The organism is Streptomyces sp. NPDC111802 (genome assembly GCF_055634335.1).
Genome location: NZ_JBVKCZ010000026.1, coordinates 46,626 through 60,158, shown reverse-complemented (window position 1 = coordinate 60,158; position 13,533 = coordinate 46,626). Strand labels below are relative to the sequence as shown.

Sequence of the window (13,533 nt, the reverse complement as noted above, 5' to 3'; positions counted from 1 at the left end):
GTCCGGTGGTCTACGAAACCTCAGTAGCTGTAAAAGCCTTGCCCGCTCTTGCGGCCGATGTCACCCGCGTCCACCATCCGGCGCATCAGCTCCGGCGGGGCGAACTTCTCGTCCTGGGACTCGGTGTAGATGTTGCTGGTGGCGTGCAGCAGGATGTCGACGCCGGTGAGGTCCGCCGTGGCGAGCGGGCCCATGGCGTGACCGAAGCCCAGCTTGCAGGCGAGGTCGATGTCCTCGGCGGTGGCGACGCCCGACTCGTAGAGCTTGGTGGCCTCGACGACGAGGGCCGAGATCAGCCGGGTGGTGACGAAGCCGGCGACGTCCCGGTTGACCACGATGCAGGTCTTGCCGACGGACTCGGCGAACTCCCGTGCGGTGGCGAGGGTTTCGTCGCTCGTCTTGTAGCCGCGGACCAGCTCGACGAGCTGCATCATCGGCACCGGCGAGAAGAAGTGCACACCGACCACCCGGTCGGGGTGCTCGGTGGCCGCCGCGATCTTGGTGATCGGAATGGCGGAGGTGTTGGAGGCGAGCACCGCCTCCGGGCGCACGATCTTGTCGAGCGCGCGGAAGATCTCGTGCTTGACCTCGAGCTTCTCGAAGACGGCCTCGACGACGACATCCGCGTCGGCGGCGGCGTCCAGGTCGGTGGTCGCGGTGATCCGGGCGAGGGCCGCGTCGGCGTCGTGCGCCTCCAGCTTGCCCTTGCTGACGAACTTGTCGTACGACGCCTTGATGCCGTCGGTGCCACGCCCCAGCGCCTCGTCGGTGACGTCACGCAGGACCACGTCCCAGCCCGCCTGAGCGGAGACCTGGGCGATCCCGGAACCCATCAAGCCGGCGCCGATGACGGCAAGCTTCCGTGCCACTGTTGCGACTCCCCTTTGAAACGCCTTACACCCTGTTTAGGTTGCTCTTCGGCGGACCTTAGCGGGCGTGAGGGACTGTGTGACCGGTTAGTAACGCGAGTCACGTCTCATCTGACGGACATCACACCGGCACGGGTCACTGAGCGCCTCGGACGGCGTAGTTGAGCACCTTCTCGCTCAACAGCTCCTCGATGTCGCCGAGAAGTACGAGCACCTCGCGTGACACTTTGCCCGGATTTCGCCCGGCGACCATCTCCTGCCCGATGTGGACGAACACCGTCTGGTGGATCCAGGCGATCTGACCGGCGATCAGCCCCGGCAACGGGTCGTCGGCGTCCGCGCCGGCCTCCTCGCGCAGGGTCGCCTCCAGATGCTCGTGGATCTCCTGCTGCAGGCTCCACAGCCGTGAGCGCAGGGGCGGCGCCTCTTGGATGCAGCGCAGGAAGCGGTCGTAGCCCTCCATGAGCCCGACCCTGGGCGAGACCGCCTCGACCTCGGCACGCAGCTCGCGCAGCACGGCGCGGGCGGCCGACTCGCCCTTCTCCCGGCCGCGCACCCAGCGCGAGAGCTGCTCGACGACGCCGGCGGAGCGGTCGAAGAAGAGGTCCTCCTTCGCCGGGAAGTAGTTGTAGACGGTGTTCACGGAGACATCGGCGGCCTCGGCCACGTCCGCGATCGTCACGGTCACGAAGCCGTGCTCCAGGAACAGCCCGGTAGCGATGTCCGAGATCCGCTGCCTCGTCTCGCGCTTCTTGCGCTCCCTGAGCCCTTCAGCCATGGTCCACATCCTAGCTTCGGTGGGCTCACTGAAACTTTGGGGGCATTGCAAAATTTAAGTGACTCTGTTTTTCTGGGGCCATGCCCATCATCAGTACGGCCGGACTGGCCCGTACCTTCCAGACCAAGCTCGGCCCCGTCGAGGCCGTACGCGGCATCGACCTGACCGTCCGACAGAGCGAGATCCTCGGCTTTCTGGGCCCGAACGGGGCCGGCAAGACGACGACCCTGCGGATGCTGACGACCCTGCTGGCGCCCACCGGGGGCGCGGCCACCGTGGCGGGCTGCGATCTCGCGACCGACCCCGCCGGAGTGCGCCGGGCGTGCGGGTACGTGGCCCAGTCGGGCGGCGTCGATCCGCAGATCACCGTGCGGGAGGAACTGGTCACCCAGGGCCGCCTGTACCGCCTGACGAAGGCGCAGGCGACCGAGCGGGCAGCGGAGTTGGCCCGCGACCTGGGTCTCACCGACCTCCTCGACCGCAAGGCCGGCGCCCTCTCCGGCGGGCAGCGGCGGCGCCTCGACATCGCGATGGCGCTCACGCACCGCCCGAAGGTGCTCTTCCTCGACGAGCCGACGACCGGCCTCGACCCCGGCAGCCGGGCCGACCTGTGGGACCTGATCCGTCGCCTGCGCGACGAGCACGGCACGACCGTCTTCCTGACCACCCACTACCTGGACGAGGCCGACGCCCTCTCCGACCGCCTGGTCGTCGTCGACCGGGGCGTGGTCGTCGCGGAGGGCACGCCGAGCGCGCTGAAGCTGGAGTACGGCGGCTCGATCGACGCCTCGCTCCAGGACACGTTCCTCGCCATCACCGGCCGCGGCGCCGCACCGGCCGACGCCGCCCCCGTAGCCGTATAGGAATTCTCAGATGCTGTTCCAGGACACGGCCCTCATCTACGGCCGCTATCTCCGCCAGTCCCTGCGCTCCCGCTTCGCCCTGCTCTTCGGCGTCCTGATGCCGCTCCTCTATCTGCTCTTCTTCGGCCCGCTGCTCACCGACCTGCCGCTCGGCGGGCGCGGCAGCTCGTGGCAGGTGCTGGTGCCCGGGCTGCTGCTCCAACTCGGCTTGTTCGGGGCGTCGTTCGCCGGGTTCGCGATCATCATCGAGAAGGGCCAGGGCGTGGTGGAGCGCATGCGCGTGACGCCCGTCAGCCGCCTCGCCCTGCTGCTTGGCCGGGTGCTGCGCGACGCCACCGTGTTCGTCTTCCAGGCGGTACTTCTGGTGCTGGCGGCGCTGCTGATGGGGCTGCGCGCTCCCCTGCCCGGTGTGCTGATCGGCTTCGCGTTCGTCGCGCTGCTGACGGTGTCGCTGGCCTCGCTGTCGTACGCCCTCGCGATGAAGGTCCGCACCCCGCAGGAGTTCGGCCCGGCGATCAACGCCATGACGATGCCGATGATGCTGCTGTCCGGTCTGATGCTCCCGATGACGCTGGGACCGGTGTGGCTGGATGTGCTGTCCCACTTCATCCCGTTCCGCTATCTGGTGGACGCGGTGCGGGACGCGTACGTCGGCTCGTACGCGACGACGCACATGCTGTACGGCGCCCTGGTCGCGCTCGCCTTCACCGCACTGACCGTGACAGTCGGCACACGCGTGTTCCGAACCGCCGGAGCGTAACTACGCTGGCCACATGGTCAATCTGACGCGCATCTACACCAGGACCGGCGACCAGGGCACGACCGCCCTCGGCGACATGAGCCGGGTCGCCAAGACCGATCTGCGGATCTCGGCGTACGCCGACGCCAACGAGGCGAACGCGGTGATCGGCACGGCGATCGCGCTGGGCGGGCTGGAGGAGGAGGTCGTCAAGGTCCTCACCCGGGTGCAGAACGACCTGTTCGACGTGGGTGCGGACCTGTCGACACCGGTGGTCGAGAAGCCGGAGTTCCCGCCCCTGCGGGTCGAGCAGTTCTACATCGACAAGCTGGAGGCGGACTGCGACCGCTTCAACGAGCAGTTGGAGAAGCTCCGCTCCTTCATCCTGCCGGGCGGAACCCCGGGCGCGGCCCTGCTCCACCAGGCCTGCACGGTCGTACGGCGGGCCGAGCGCTCCACGTGGGCGGCGCTGGAGGTGCACGGCGAGGCGATGAACCCGCTGACGGCGACCTACCTCAACCGCCTGTCCGACCTCCTGTTCATCCTGGCGCGGACGGCGAACAAGGAGGTCGGGGACGTGCTGTGGGTGCCGGGCGGGGAGCGCTGAGACCGCGGGGACGGTTCAGCGCCGGACCCGCTCCCTCTCCGGCGTCTCCTGCCCCGTCCCCGCCGGGCCCTTCTTCGGCCAGATCGCGTAACTCAGGGCGATCAGGCCGTGGATGCCGGCGGCTCGCCAGGCGACGAAGATCCAGCTGTCCAGGGAGCCGGTGCGGCTCGGGTCGTCGATGTACCACTTGGCGATCAGCAGCAGCACCGACGCGACCGCGGCGCCCGTGACCGTACCCAGCCACACCCTGCCCTCGTGCCGGGCACGGGCCATGCCGTAGCGCGGGGGCCCGGCGGGCGGCGCGGCGCCGCCGAAGCGGTGCGCGGCATGTCCGTCCAGCCACTTCACGGTGCGATGGCCGTGACCGACGGTGTAGCCGATGTAGACGGCGGCGAGGCCGTGCTCCCAGCTCGGGTCGGCGCCGTTCTTCAGGTCGATCGCCGTGGCGACCAGCAGCACCACCTCCAGCAGCGGCTCGACCAGCAGCAGGGCCAGCCCGGTCCGGCGCATCCCCAGCACGTAGCGGAAGAACAGGCCCCCGGCCAGCAGCACCCAGAAGCCGACCTCGCAGACGATGATCAGCGTGACGATCACGGCGTACTCCCTTCGCTCACCTCCTCAAGGCTCCCGTCGCGATCCGCCGCTTTCGTCGTCGGCGGTGACGAAGTCGCGGTACATCGAAAGATGCAGTCCAGGACCCTTCCCCGGAATCAGGTGTCCGGCCGTCGCGCCGTGTTGGATGGTGGCATGGTCGTACGACTCCCCCGCCCGCACCCGTTCGACATGCGTGTCGCAGTCGCCGGGCTCCTGGGCGGGCTGCTGCTGTGGGGCATCGGGCTGGCCATGCGGCCGTCCGACGAGCCGAACGTGTTGTGGTCCGGCCGCTGGCCGATCCTGCTGCCGCTCCTCGTGGTGGCCGGCTGCGAGCTGCTGCGCCGGACCGCTCCGCACGTGGCACTGCCGGTGGCCACGGTCGCGATCGTCGTGGACCTGCTCACGCAGGGCAACCTGGTCACCGTCCTGATGTTCACCGACGTCATGTACGCAGCGGTGCTGTACGGCACACCCGCCGCGGCCCGCCGCATTCCGTGGGTCACCGGGATGCTCACGGTGATCGCGACCGTGGTGCCGTTCGCGCTGTGGCGGGTGCCCGAGGCCCTGCTGATCGGTGTGGCCACGGGCGTCGTCTCGTTCGGGCCCGCGGCCACCGGCCTGATCGTGCGCAATCACCGCGAGGCCGCCGATGCCGCCCGGCTGCGCGCCGAGCAGACCGCGCTGCTCGCCGAGATGGACCGTACGCAGGCCGTCACCGCCGAGCGCGCCCGCATGGCCCGCGAACTGCACGACATGGTCGCCAACCACCTCTCGGCGATCGCCATCCACTCCACGGCCGCCCTCTCCCTCGATGACGCGGCGACCGCGAAAGGGGCCCTCACAGTCATCCGGGAGAACAGCGTCGAAGGGCTCGCGGAGATGCGACGGCTGATCGGGATCCTGCGGGACGACAGCGGTGACAAGGAGCCGACCGCCGCGCCCACCCTGGACGGCCTCACCGCCCTGGTCGACACCGCCCGCACCAACGGCCTCGACGTCACGCTCGACGCCGTCCACGACGACAGCCTGCCCGCGCCGGTGGGGCTCGCCGCGTACCGGATCGTGCAGGAGTCGCTGACCAATGCCCTCAAGCACGCCTCCCCCGGCCACGTGACGGTGGCGCTCCGGCAGCCGGACGGCGCGCTCACCGTCGCCGTGACGAGCCCCTTCGGCGACCGCGAGGGGCCGCGCGCGCCCGGCTCCGGCGCCGGGCTCGTCGGCATGCGGGAGCGGATCGCGCTGCTGGGCGGCGAGTTCGAGGCGGGGCCCGTCGACGACCCGGACTCCGCGGACGGCAAGATCTGGGTCGTACGCGCCACGCTTCCGCTGACCGAAGGAGACCCCGCATGATCCGCGTGCTCGTCGCCGAGGACCAGTCCGCCGTCCGCGCCGGACTGGTCCTCATCCTGCGCAGCGCGCCCGACATCGAGGTGGTCGGCGAGGCGGCGGACGGTGAGCAGGCGGTGGAGCTGGCCCGGGAGCTGCGGCCCGACCTGGTCCTGATGGACATTCAGATGCCGCGCCTGGACGGGGTGTCGGCCACCCGCCGGGTCGTCGAGGAGCGGCTCGCGGATGTGCTCGTGCTGACCACCTTCGACCTCGACGAGTATGTGTTCGGGGCGCTGCGGGCGGGCGCGTCCGGATTCCTGCTCAAGAACGCCGAGGCCAAGGACCTGCTGGCGGCGGTCCGTACCGTGGCGCGCGGCGAGGGCCTCATCGCCCCGGCCGTCACCCGGCGGCTGATCGCCGAGTTCGCCGCGAAGCCGGTGCGGGAGTCGACGGCCGACCCGTCCGTCCTGGACAGCCTCACCCGCCGCGAACGCGAGGTGCTGTCCTGCCTGGGTGAAGGCCTGTCCAACGCCGCCATCGCGACCCGGCTGAACATGGCCGAGGCGACCGTGAAGACCCATGTCAGCCGGTTGCTGGGGAAGCTGGAGCTGCGCAGTCGGGTTCAAGCGGCCGTACTGGCACAGGAGTTGGGGATCTAGCGGGACGCTTCGGAGCGAAAGGCCAACTGGTCCAGACCTATTGACGTGTGGTCCAGACCTTTCTATTCTCGCCGCACCATGAATGGGCGTGAGGCTCAGTCATGCCCCCCTGACTCCCCGACAAGGAGGCGCAGCATGCGCTTCAGACACAGAGCCATGGCGGGGTTCGCGACCCTGCTGCTCCCGCTGGCCGGTCTGGTCGGCCTCGCGAGCCCGGCCGAAGCCGCGACATCCGCCACCGCCACCTATGCCAAGACCCAGGACTGGGGCACCGGCTTCGAGGGCAAGTGGACGGTGAAGAACACCGGCACCGCCTCCCTCAGCTCCTGGACCGTGGAGTGGGACTTCCCCTCCGGCACCTCCGTCACCTCCGCCTGGGACGCCGACGTCACCTCCTCCGGCACCCACTGGACCGCCAAGAACAAGTCCTGGAACGGCACCCTCGCCCCCGGCGCCTCCGTCTCCTTCGGCTTCAACGGCACCGGCTCCGGCTCTCCCGCCAACTGCAAGCTGAACGGCGGCAGCTGCGACGGCGGCAGCGTCCCCGGCGACAACCCGCCGTCCGCCCCCGGCACGCCCACCGCCTCCGACATCACCAACACCTCGGTGAAGCTCAGCTGGTCGGCCGCCACCGACGACAACGGCGTCAAGAACTACGACGTCCTGCGCGACGGCGCCAAGGTCGCCACCGTGACGACCACGTCGTACTCCGACACCGGCCTGACCGCCGGCACCGACTACTCCTACACCGTCCAGGCCCGCGACACCGCCGACCAGACGGGCCCGGTCAGCGGCGCCCGCGCGGTGCGCACCACCGGCGGCACCACCGACCCGCCGCCCACCGGCGACAAGGTCAAGCTCGGCTACTTCACCGAGTGGGGCGTCTACGGCCGCAACTACCACGTGAAGAACCTGGTGACCTCCGGCTCCGCCTCGAAGATCACCCACATCAACTACGCGTTCGGCAACGTCAAGAACGGTCAGTGCACCGTCGACGACACCTACGCCGCCTACGACAAGGCGTACACCGCCGACCAGTCCGTCAGCGGCACCGCCGACACGTGGGACCAGCCGCTGCGCGGCAACTTCAACCAGCTGCGCCAGCTGAAGGCCAAGTACCCGCACATCAAGGTGCTGTACTCGTTCGGCGGCTGGACCTACTCCGGCGGCTTCGGGCAGGCCGCCGCCAACGCGGCCGCGTTCGCCAAGTCCTGCAAGGCCGTGGTCGAGGACCCGCGCTGGGCCGATGTCTTCGACGGCATCGACATCGACTGGGAGTACCCCAACGCCTGCGGTCTGACCTGCGACACCTCCGGCGCCGCCGCCTTCAAGAACCTCACGCAGGCGCTGCGTACCGAGTTCGGCTCGAACTATCTGATCACCGCCGCCATCACGGCCGACGCCTCGTCCGGCGGCAAGATCGACGCGGCCGACTACGGCGGCGCCGCCCAGTACCTCGACTGGTACAACGTGATGACGTACGACTACTTCGGTGCCTGGGACAAGACCGGCCCGACGGCCCCGCAATCGCCGCTCACGTCGTACTCCGGCATCCCGAAGGAGGGCTTCAACTCCGCCGCCGCCATAGCCAAGCTCAAGGCCAAGGGCGTCCCGGCGAGCAAGCTGCTGCTCGGCATCGGCTTCTACGGCCGCGGCTGGACAGGCGTCACCCAGTCCGCCCCCGGCGGCACGGCCACCGGCCCGGCGACCGGCACCTACGAGGCGGGCATCGAGGACTACAAGGTCCTGAAGAACTCCTGCCCTGCGAACGGCACCATCGCCGGCACGGCGTACGCGCACTGCGGCAGCAACTGGTGGTCGTACGACACCCCGTCGACGATCGCCGGGAAGATGACCTGGGCCAAGAACCAGGGCCTCGGCGGCGCGTTCTTCTGGGAGTTCAGCGGCGACAGCAGCAACGGTGAGCTGGTGACCGCAATCAACAACGGGCTCAATCAGTAAGCGGGCTAAGCGACATTGACGCGCTGACCGGGCGGGGCTGCCTCAAGCCACGCGAGGAAACCGGTCAGCGCGTCTTCGCTCATGGCGAGTTCCAGGCGCGTGCCCCGGTGCAGACAGGTGAGGATCACCGCGTCGGAGAGCAGCGCCAGCTCCTCCTCGCCGTCGGGTACACGGCGGCCGGCCACCTCGATCGCGGAGCGCTCCAGGACGCGGCGCGGGCGGTAGGCGTAGGAGAAGACGCGGTACCACTCGATACGGTCGCCGTTGTAGCGGGCGACGCCGTAGCTCCAGCCCTTGCCGCTGGTGTCGGGTTTCTCCGGCACGTCCCATCGTAGGGAACAGTCGAAGGTGCCGCCCGAGCGCTGGATCAGCCTGCGGCGCAAGCCGAAGACGAACAGCCCCAGCACCACAAGGGCGACGACGATTCCGCACACAGTCAGAGCGAGGACCATCGACACCGACCTCCTCGTCTCCTAGGTAACGGAACGGAAAAAACTTCCATATCTGCCTCAGCCGCGACCGGCACCGGATTGCTCCGGTCCCAGCCGCGGCTGAGTGACGTCATCGCGTGCACTGTCCCAGAGCCTAAAGGCCCCGGGCGGTACCCCCAGGGGTCAGCGCGCCGTCGCCGCCCGCAGGCGGACCTCCGCGCGGCGCTCGGCGACGTTGTCGCCCTCCGCCTTCGCGCGCTCGAGTTCCCGCTCCGCGCGCTGGACGTCGATCTCGTCCGACAGCTCGGCGATCTCGGCCAGCAGCGACAGCTTGTCGTCCGCGAACGAGATGAAACCGCCGTGGACCGCGGCGATGACGGTTCCACCTTCACTCGTACGGATGGTCACCGGGCCCGACTCCAGCACACCGAGCAGCGGCTGGTGACCGGGCATGACGCCGATGTCGCCGGACGTGGTGCGCGCGACGACCAGGGTGGCCTGGCCGGACCAGACCTCACGGTCGGCGGCGACCAGCGCGACGTGCAGCTCAGCAGCCAAGGTGGCTCCTCGGGTCACCACCCGGCGGTTCTGCCGGGTGTTGGTTACAAGTCTAGTAGGCGTGAGAGAGGGGGCGGGACGAACCCCCGCCCCCTCCGTCAAGAGCTCAGTGGCTCAAGAGAACCGGTGCGTCAGGAGACGCCCAGCTCCTTCGCGTTCTTCTTCAGGTCCTCGAGACCACCGCACATGAAGAACGCCTGCTCCGGGAAGTGGTCGAACTCACCGTCGCAGATCGCGTTGAACGCGGTGATCGACTCGTCCAGCGGCACGTCGGAGCCGTCCACACCGGTGAACTGCTTGGCGACGTGGGTGTTCTGGGACAGGAAGCGCTCGACGCGGCGGGCACGCTGGACGACCAGCTTGTCCTCCTCGCTGAGCTCGTCGATACCGAGGATCGCGATGATGTCCTGGAGGTCCTTGTACTTCTGCAGGATCCCCTTGACACGCATGGCGGTCTGGTAGTGGTCCTGCGCGATGTAGCGCGGGTCCAGGATCCGGGACGTGGAGTCCAGCGGGTCCACGGCCGGGTAGATGCCCTTCTCGGAGATCGGACGGGACAGAACCGTCGTCGCGTCGAGGTGGGCGAACGTGGTGGCCGGGGCCGGGTCGGTCAGGTCGTCCGCGGGGACGTAGATCGCCTGCATCGAGGTGATCGAGTGACCACGGGTCGAGGTGATGCGCTCCTGGAGGAGACCCATCTCGTCGGCCAGGTTCGGCTGGTAGCCCACCGCGGAGGGCATACGGCCGAGCAGGGTCGACACCTCGGAACCGGCCTGTGTGAAGCGGAAGATGTTGTCGATGAAGAACAGCACGTCCTGCTTCTGGACGTCACGGAAGTACTCGGCCATGGTGAGGCCGGCCAGCGCGACGCGCAGACGGGTGCCCGGGGGCTCGTCCATCTGACCGAAGACCAGCGCGGTCTTGTCGATGACGCCGGACTCGCTCATCTCGTCGATGAGGTCGTTGCCCTCACGGGTGCGCTCACCGACACCGGCGAACACCGACACACCGTCGTGGTTGTTGGCGACGCGGTAGATCATCTCCTGGATGAGCACCGTCTTGCCGACACCGGCACCGCCGAACAGACCGATCTTGCCGCCCTTGACGTACGGGGTCAGCAGGTCGATGACCTTGACGCCGGTCTCGAACATCTCGGTCTTCGACTCGAGCTCGTCGAAGTTCGGGGCCTTGCGGTGGATGGACCAGCGCTCGCCGTCGTACTTCTCGTCGACGTTCAGCACCTCACCGAGGGTGTTGAACACCTTGCCCTTGGTGAAGTCGCCGACCGGGACGGTGATGCCGTCGCCGGTGTCGGTGACCGCGGCCTGGCGGACCAGACCGTCGGTGGGCTGCATGGAGATGGTGCGGACCAGGCCGTCACCCAGGTGCTGGGCGACCTCCAGGGTCAGGATCTTCTTCTCGCCCGCGTTCGCCGGGTCGGCGACCTCGACGTGGAGGGCGTTGTAGATCTCCGGCATCGCGTCGACGGGGAACTCCACGTCGACGACCGGGCCGATGACCCGGGCGACGCGGCCCGTAGCCGTCGCGGTCTCAACAGTGGTGGTCATTATCGGTCACTCCCCGCGGTCGCGTCGGCCAGGGCGCTAGCGCCACCGACGATCTCGCTGATTTCCTGGGTGATTTCGGCCTGGCGGGCCGCGTTGGCAAGACGGGAGAGCGTGTTGATCAGCTCGCCCGCGTTGTCGGTGGCCGACTTCATCGCGCGCCGCGTGGCGGCGTGCTTCGAGGCGGCCGACTGGAGCAGCGCGTTGTAGATACGGCTCTCGACGTACCGCGGCAGCAGGGCGTCGAGGACGTCCTCCGCCGAGGGCTCGAAGTCGTACAGCGGAAGGATCTCGCCCTTGGACGGAGCCTCCTGCGCGACCTCTTCGAGGCTGAGCGGCAGCAGCTGGGCGTCCAGCGCCTGCTGCGTCATCATCGAGACGAACTCGGTGTAGACGATGTGGAGCTCGTCCACGCCGCCCTCCGCCGTCTCCTTCTCGATGGCCTCGATCAGCGGGGCCGCGACCTTCTTGGCGTCCGCGTACGTGGGCTCGTCGGTGAAACCGCTCCACGACTCCGCGATCTTGCGCTCACGGAAGTTGTAGTGCGCCACACCGCGGCGGCCGACGATGTAGATGTCGACCTCCTTGCCCTCGCGCTCCAGGCGCTCGGTCAGCTGCTCCGCCGCCTTGATGGCGTTGGAGTTGAAGGCGCCGGCGAGGCCACGGTCGCTCGTCAGGAGCAGCACCGCGGACCGCGTGACCGTCTCGGCCTGCGTGGTCAGCGGGTGCTTGGTGTTCGAGCCGGTACCGACCGCCGTGACCGCGCGGGTGAGCTCGGTCGCGTAGGGCGTGGAGGCCGCCACCTTGCGCTGCGCCTTGACGACGCGCGAGGCGGCGATCATCTCCATCGCCTTCGTGATCTTCTTGGTCGCGGTGACGGATCGGATGCGACGCTTGTAGACCCGGAGCTGGGCTCCCATGAGTCAGGTCCCTTCCTTACGTCACTTGGCGGCGGCCGGAGCGTCCTCGCCGAGCAGCCTGCCGTCCGCGGTCTCGAACTGCTTCTTGAACTCGGCGATGGCGTCGGCGACGGCGGTGAGGGTGTCGTCCGACATCTTGCCGCCCTCCTTGATGGAGGTCATGAGGCCCTGCTCCTTGCGGTGCAGGTACTCCAGGAGCTCCTTCTCGAAGCGGCGGATGTCGCCGACCGGGACGTCGTCCATCTTGCCGGTGGTGCCGGCCCACACGGAGACGACCTGGTCCTCGGTGGACATCGGCTCGTACTGAGCCTGCTTCAGCAGCTCGACCATGCGCTGCCCGCGCTCCAGCTGCGCCTTCGACGCGGCGTCCAGGTCGGAACCGAAGGCGGCGAACGCCTCCAGCTCACGGAACTGGGCGAGGTCCACGCGGAGACGACCGGAGACCTGCTTCATCGCCTTGTGCTGCGCGGAACCACCGACTCGGGAGACGGAGATACCGACGTTCAGCGCGGGGCGCTGACCGGCGTTGAACAGGTCCGACTCCAGGAAGCACTGGCCGTCGGTGATGGAGATGACGTTGGTCGGGATGAACGCCGAGACGTCGTTGGCCTTGGTCTCGACGATCGGCAGACCCGTCATCGAACCGGCGCCCATGGCGTCGGAGAGCTTCGCGCAGCGCTCCAGCAGACGGGAGTGCAGGTAGAAGACGTCACCCGGGTAGGCCTCACGGCCCGGCGGGCGGCGCAGCAGCAGGGACACGGCACGGTAGGCGTCGGCCTGCTTCGAGAGGTCGTCGAAGATGATGAGGACGTGCTTGCCCTCGTACATCCACTGCTGACCGATGGCCGAACCGGTGTACGGCGCCAGGTACTTGAAGCCGGCCGGGTCGGACGCCGGGGCGGCGACGATGGTCGTGTACTCCAGCGCGCCGTTCTCCTCCAGCGCGCGGCGGACCGACGCGATCGTGGAGCCCTTCTGGCCGATGGCGACGTAGATGCAGCGGACCTGCTTGTTCGGGTCGCCGGTGCGCCAGTTGTCGCGCTGGTTGATGATCGTGTCGACGGCCAGGGCGGTCTTGCCGGTCTGGCGGTCACCGATGATCAGCTGACGCTGGCCACGGCCGATCGGGGTCATCGCGTCGACGGCCTTGTAGCCGGTCTCCATCGGCTCGTGCACCGACTTACGGGCCATGACGCCCGGGGCCTGCAGCTCCAAGGCGCGTCGGCCGGACGTCTCGATCTCGCCGAGGCCGTCGATCGGGTTGCCGAGCGGGTCGACGACGCGGCCGAGGTAACCCTCGCCGACGGCCACGGAGAGCACCTCACCGGTGCGCTGCACCGGCTGACCCTCCTCGATGCCGCTGAACTCACCGAGGACGATGGCACCGATCTCGCGCTCCTCGAGGTTGAGGGCGAGGCCGAGGGTGCCGTCCTCGAACTTCAGCAGTTCGTTGGCCATGGCCGAGGGCAGACCCTCGACCTTCGCGATGCCGTCGCCGGCAAGGGTGACCGTACCGACCTCCTCGCGCGAGGCCGCGTCCGGCTTGTACGACTGGACAAAGTTCTCCAGCGCGTCCCGGATCTCCTCCGGCCGGATCGTGAGCTCCGCCATCTGGGTTCCCTGCTCTCCTTGTTGGGCCCGAAGTTTCACTTGGGGGGA

The 13,533-nt window shown here is 68.8% G+C and carries 14 protein-coding genes; 6 read left to right on the top strand and 8 right to left on the bottom strand.

The window, feature by feature from the left end; genetic code table 11:
• Positions 1-20 precede the first annotated feature (20 nt).
• Complete coding sequence (locus tag ACZ7NC_RS27100) at positions 21-869, bottom strand: 3-hydroxyacyl-CoA dehydrogenase family protein (protein WP_471492013.1); 849 nt, start codon at positions 867-869, stop codon at positions 21-23.
• 136 nt (positions 870-1,005) lie between these two features.
• The gene (locus ACZ7NC_RS27095; protein WP_471492011.1) at positions 1,006-1,647 is read right to left on the bottom strand and encodes a TetR/AcrR family transcriptional regulator; all 642 of its coding nucleotides are present in this window, start codon (positions 1,645-1,647) and stop codon (positions 1,006-1,008) included.
• An 80-nt stretch (positions 1,648-1,727) separates the two neighbouring features.
• Between ACZ7NC_RS27095 and ACZ7NC_RS27090 the strand changes: the two genes are divergently transcribed.
• From ACZ7NC_RS27090 to ACZ7NC_RS27080, 3 genes are read left to right on the top strand one after another with little or no spacing between them, the layout of a single operon-like run.
• Positions 1,728-2,510: an ABC transporter ATP-binding protein gene (locus tag ACZ7NC_RS27090; protein ID WP_471492009.1), complete on the top strand. Its 783-nt coding sequence runs from the start codon at positions 1,728-1,730 to the stop codon at positions 2,508-2,510.
• Positions 2,511-2,520: 10 nt separating this feature from the next.
• Positions 2,521-3,270: an ABC transporter permease gene (locus ACZ7NC_RS27085; protein ID WP_471492007.1), complete on the top strand. Its 750-nt coding sequence runs from the start codon at positions 2,521-2,523 to the stop codon at positions 3,268-3,270.
• Positions 3,271-3,283: 13 nt separating this feature from the next.
• Entirely contained in the window at positions 3,284-3,856 is a 573-nt protein-coding gene (locus tag ACZ7NC_RS27080) for a cob(I)yrinic acid a,c-diamide adenosyltransferase (protein ID WP_471492005.1), read from the top strand.
• Between the two features lie 15 nt (positions 3,857-3,871).
• On the opposite strand, the gene ACZ7NC_RS27075 is transcribed toward ACZ7NC_RS27080, so the two are convergent.
• Positions 3,872-4,450, bottom strand: coding sequence for a hypothetical protein (locus tag ACZ7NC_RS27075; protein WP_471492003.1), 579 nt, complete (start codon positions 4,448-4,450; stop codon positions 3,872-3,874).
• A gap of 153 nt (positions 4,451-4,603) precedes the next feature.
• Between ACZ7NC_RS27075 and ACZ7NC_RS27070 the strand changes: the two genes are divergently transcribed.
• From ACZ7NC_RS27070 to ACZ7NC_RS27060, 3 genes are all read left to right on the top strand, one after another.
• A complete protein-coding gene (locus ACZ7NC_RS27070; RefSeq protein WP_471492001.1) occupies positions 4,604-5,800 on the top strand; it encodes a sensor histidine kinase in 1,197 nt (398 codons plus the stop codon).
• Positions 5,797-6,438 (top strand): response regulator, encoded by a 642-nt coding sequence (locus ACZ7NC_RS27065; RefSeq protein ID WP_471491999.1) that lies wholly within the window; start codon positions 5,797-5,799, stop codon positions 6,436-6,438. The genes ACZ7NC_RS27070 and ACZ7NC_RS27065 overlap by 4 nt, the downstream gene beginning before the upstream one ends.
• A gap of 135 nt (positions 6,439-6,573) precedes the next feature.
• Positions 6,574-8,400 (top strand): glycosyl hydrolase family 18 protein, encoded by a 1,827-nt coding sequence (locus ACZ7NC_RS27060; RefSeq protein WP_471491997.1) that lies wholly within the window; start codon positions 6,574-6,576, stop codon positions 8,398-8,400.
• A 5-nt stretch (positions 8,401-8,405) separates the two neighbouring features.
• On the opposite strand, the gene ACZ7NC_RS27055 is transcribed toward ACZ7NC_RS27060, so the two are convergent.
• The 5 genes from ACZ7NC_RS27055 to atpA form a co-directional block, all read right to left on the bottom strand.
• Positions 8,406-8,852, bottom strand: coding sequence for a DUF2550 domain-containing protein (locus tag ACZ7NC_RS27055; protein ID WP_471491995.1), 447 nt, complete (start codon positions 8,850-8,852; stop codon positions 8,406-8,408).
• 162 nt (positions 8,853-9,014) lie between these two features.
• A complete protein-coding gene (locus tag ACZ7NC_RS27050; protein WP_471491993.1) occupies positions 9,015-9,389 on the bottom strand; it encodes a F0F1 ATP synthase subunit epsilon in 375 nt (124 codons plus the stop codon).
• A gap of 131 nt (positions 9,390-9,520) precedes the next feature.
• Positions 9,521-10,957, bottom strand: a complete 1,437-nt coding sequence (gene atpD, locus ACZ7NC_RS27045) for a F0F1 ATP synthase subunit beta (RefSeq protein ID WP_471491991.1) — start codon at positions 10,955-10,957, stop codon at positions 9,521-9,523.
• Entirely contained in the window at positions 10,957-11,874 is a 918-nt protein-coding gene (locus tag ACZ7NC_RS27040) for a F0F1 ATP synthase subunit gamma (RefSeq protein ID WP_471491990.1), read from the bottom strand. Before ACZ7NC_RS27040 ends, atpD begins: the two co-directional genes overlap by 1 nt.
• Before the next feature lie 21 nt (positions 11,875-11,895).
• Positions 11,896-13,485, bottom strand: coding sequence for a F0F1 ATP synthase subunit alpha (atpA, locus tag ACZ7NC_RS27035; protein ID WP_471491989.1), 1,590 nt, complete (start codon positions 13,483-13,485; stop codon positions 11,896-11,898).
• Positions 13,486-13,533: the final 48 nt, after the last annotated feature.

Bases quoted from the DNA above. Each gene is read 5' to 3' on its own strand.
- ACZ7NC_RS27095 (WP_471492011.1), bottom strand. From the start codon at position 1,647: ATGGCTGAAGGGCTCAGGGAGCGCAAGAAGCGCGAGACGAGGCAGCGG.
- ACZ7NC_RS27090 (WP_471492009.1), top strand. From the start codon at position 1,728: ATGCCCATCATCAGTACGGCCGGACTGGCCCGTACCTTCCAGACCAAG.
- ACZ7NC_RS27085 (WP_471492007.1), top strand. From the start codon at position 2,521: ATGCTGTTCCAGGACACGGCCCTCATCTACGGCCGCTATCTCCGCCAG.
- ACZ7NC_RS27080 (WP_471492005.1), top strand. From the start codon at position 3,284: ATGGTCAATCTGACGCGCATCTACACCAGGACCGGCGACCAGGGCACG.
- ACZ7NC_RS27070 (WP_471492001.1), top strand. From the start codon at position 4,604: ATGGTCGTACGACTCCCCCGCCCGCACCCGTTCGACATGCGTGTCGCA.
- ACZ7NC_RS27065 (WP_471491999.1), top strand. From the start codon at position 5,797: ATGATCCGCGTGCTCGTCGCCGAGGACCAGTCCGCCGTCCGCGCCGGA.
- ACZ7NC_RS27060 (WP_471491997.1), top strand. From the start codon at position 6,574: ATGCGCTTCAGACACAGAGCCATGGCGGGGTTCGCGACCCTGCTGCTC.
- ACZ7NC_RS27055 (WP_471491995.1), bottom strand. From the start codon at position 8,852: ATGGTCCTCGCTCTGACTGTGTGCGGAATCGTCGTCGCCCTTGTGGTG.
- atpD (WP_471491991.1), bottom strand. From the start codon at position 10,957: ATGACCACCACTGTTGAGACCGCGACGGCTACGGGCCGCGTCGCCCGG.
- ACZ7NC_RS27040 (WP_471491990.1), bottom strand. From the start codon at position 11,874: ATGGGAGCCCAGCTCCGGGTCTACAAGCGTCGCATCCGATCCGTCACC.
- atpA (WP_471491989.1), bottom strand. From the start codon at position 13,485: ATGGCGGAGCTCACGATCCGGCCGGAGGAGATCCGGGACGCGCTGGAG.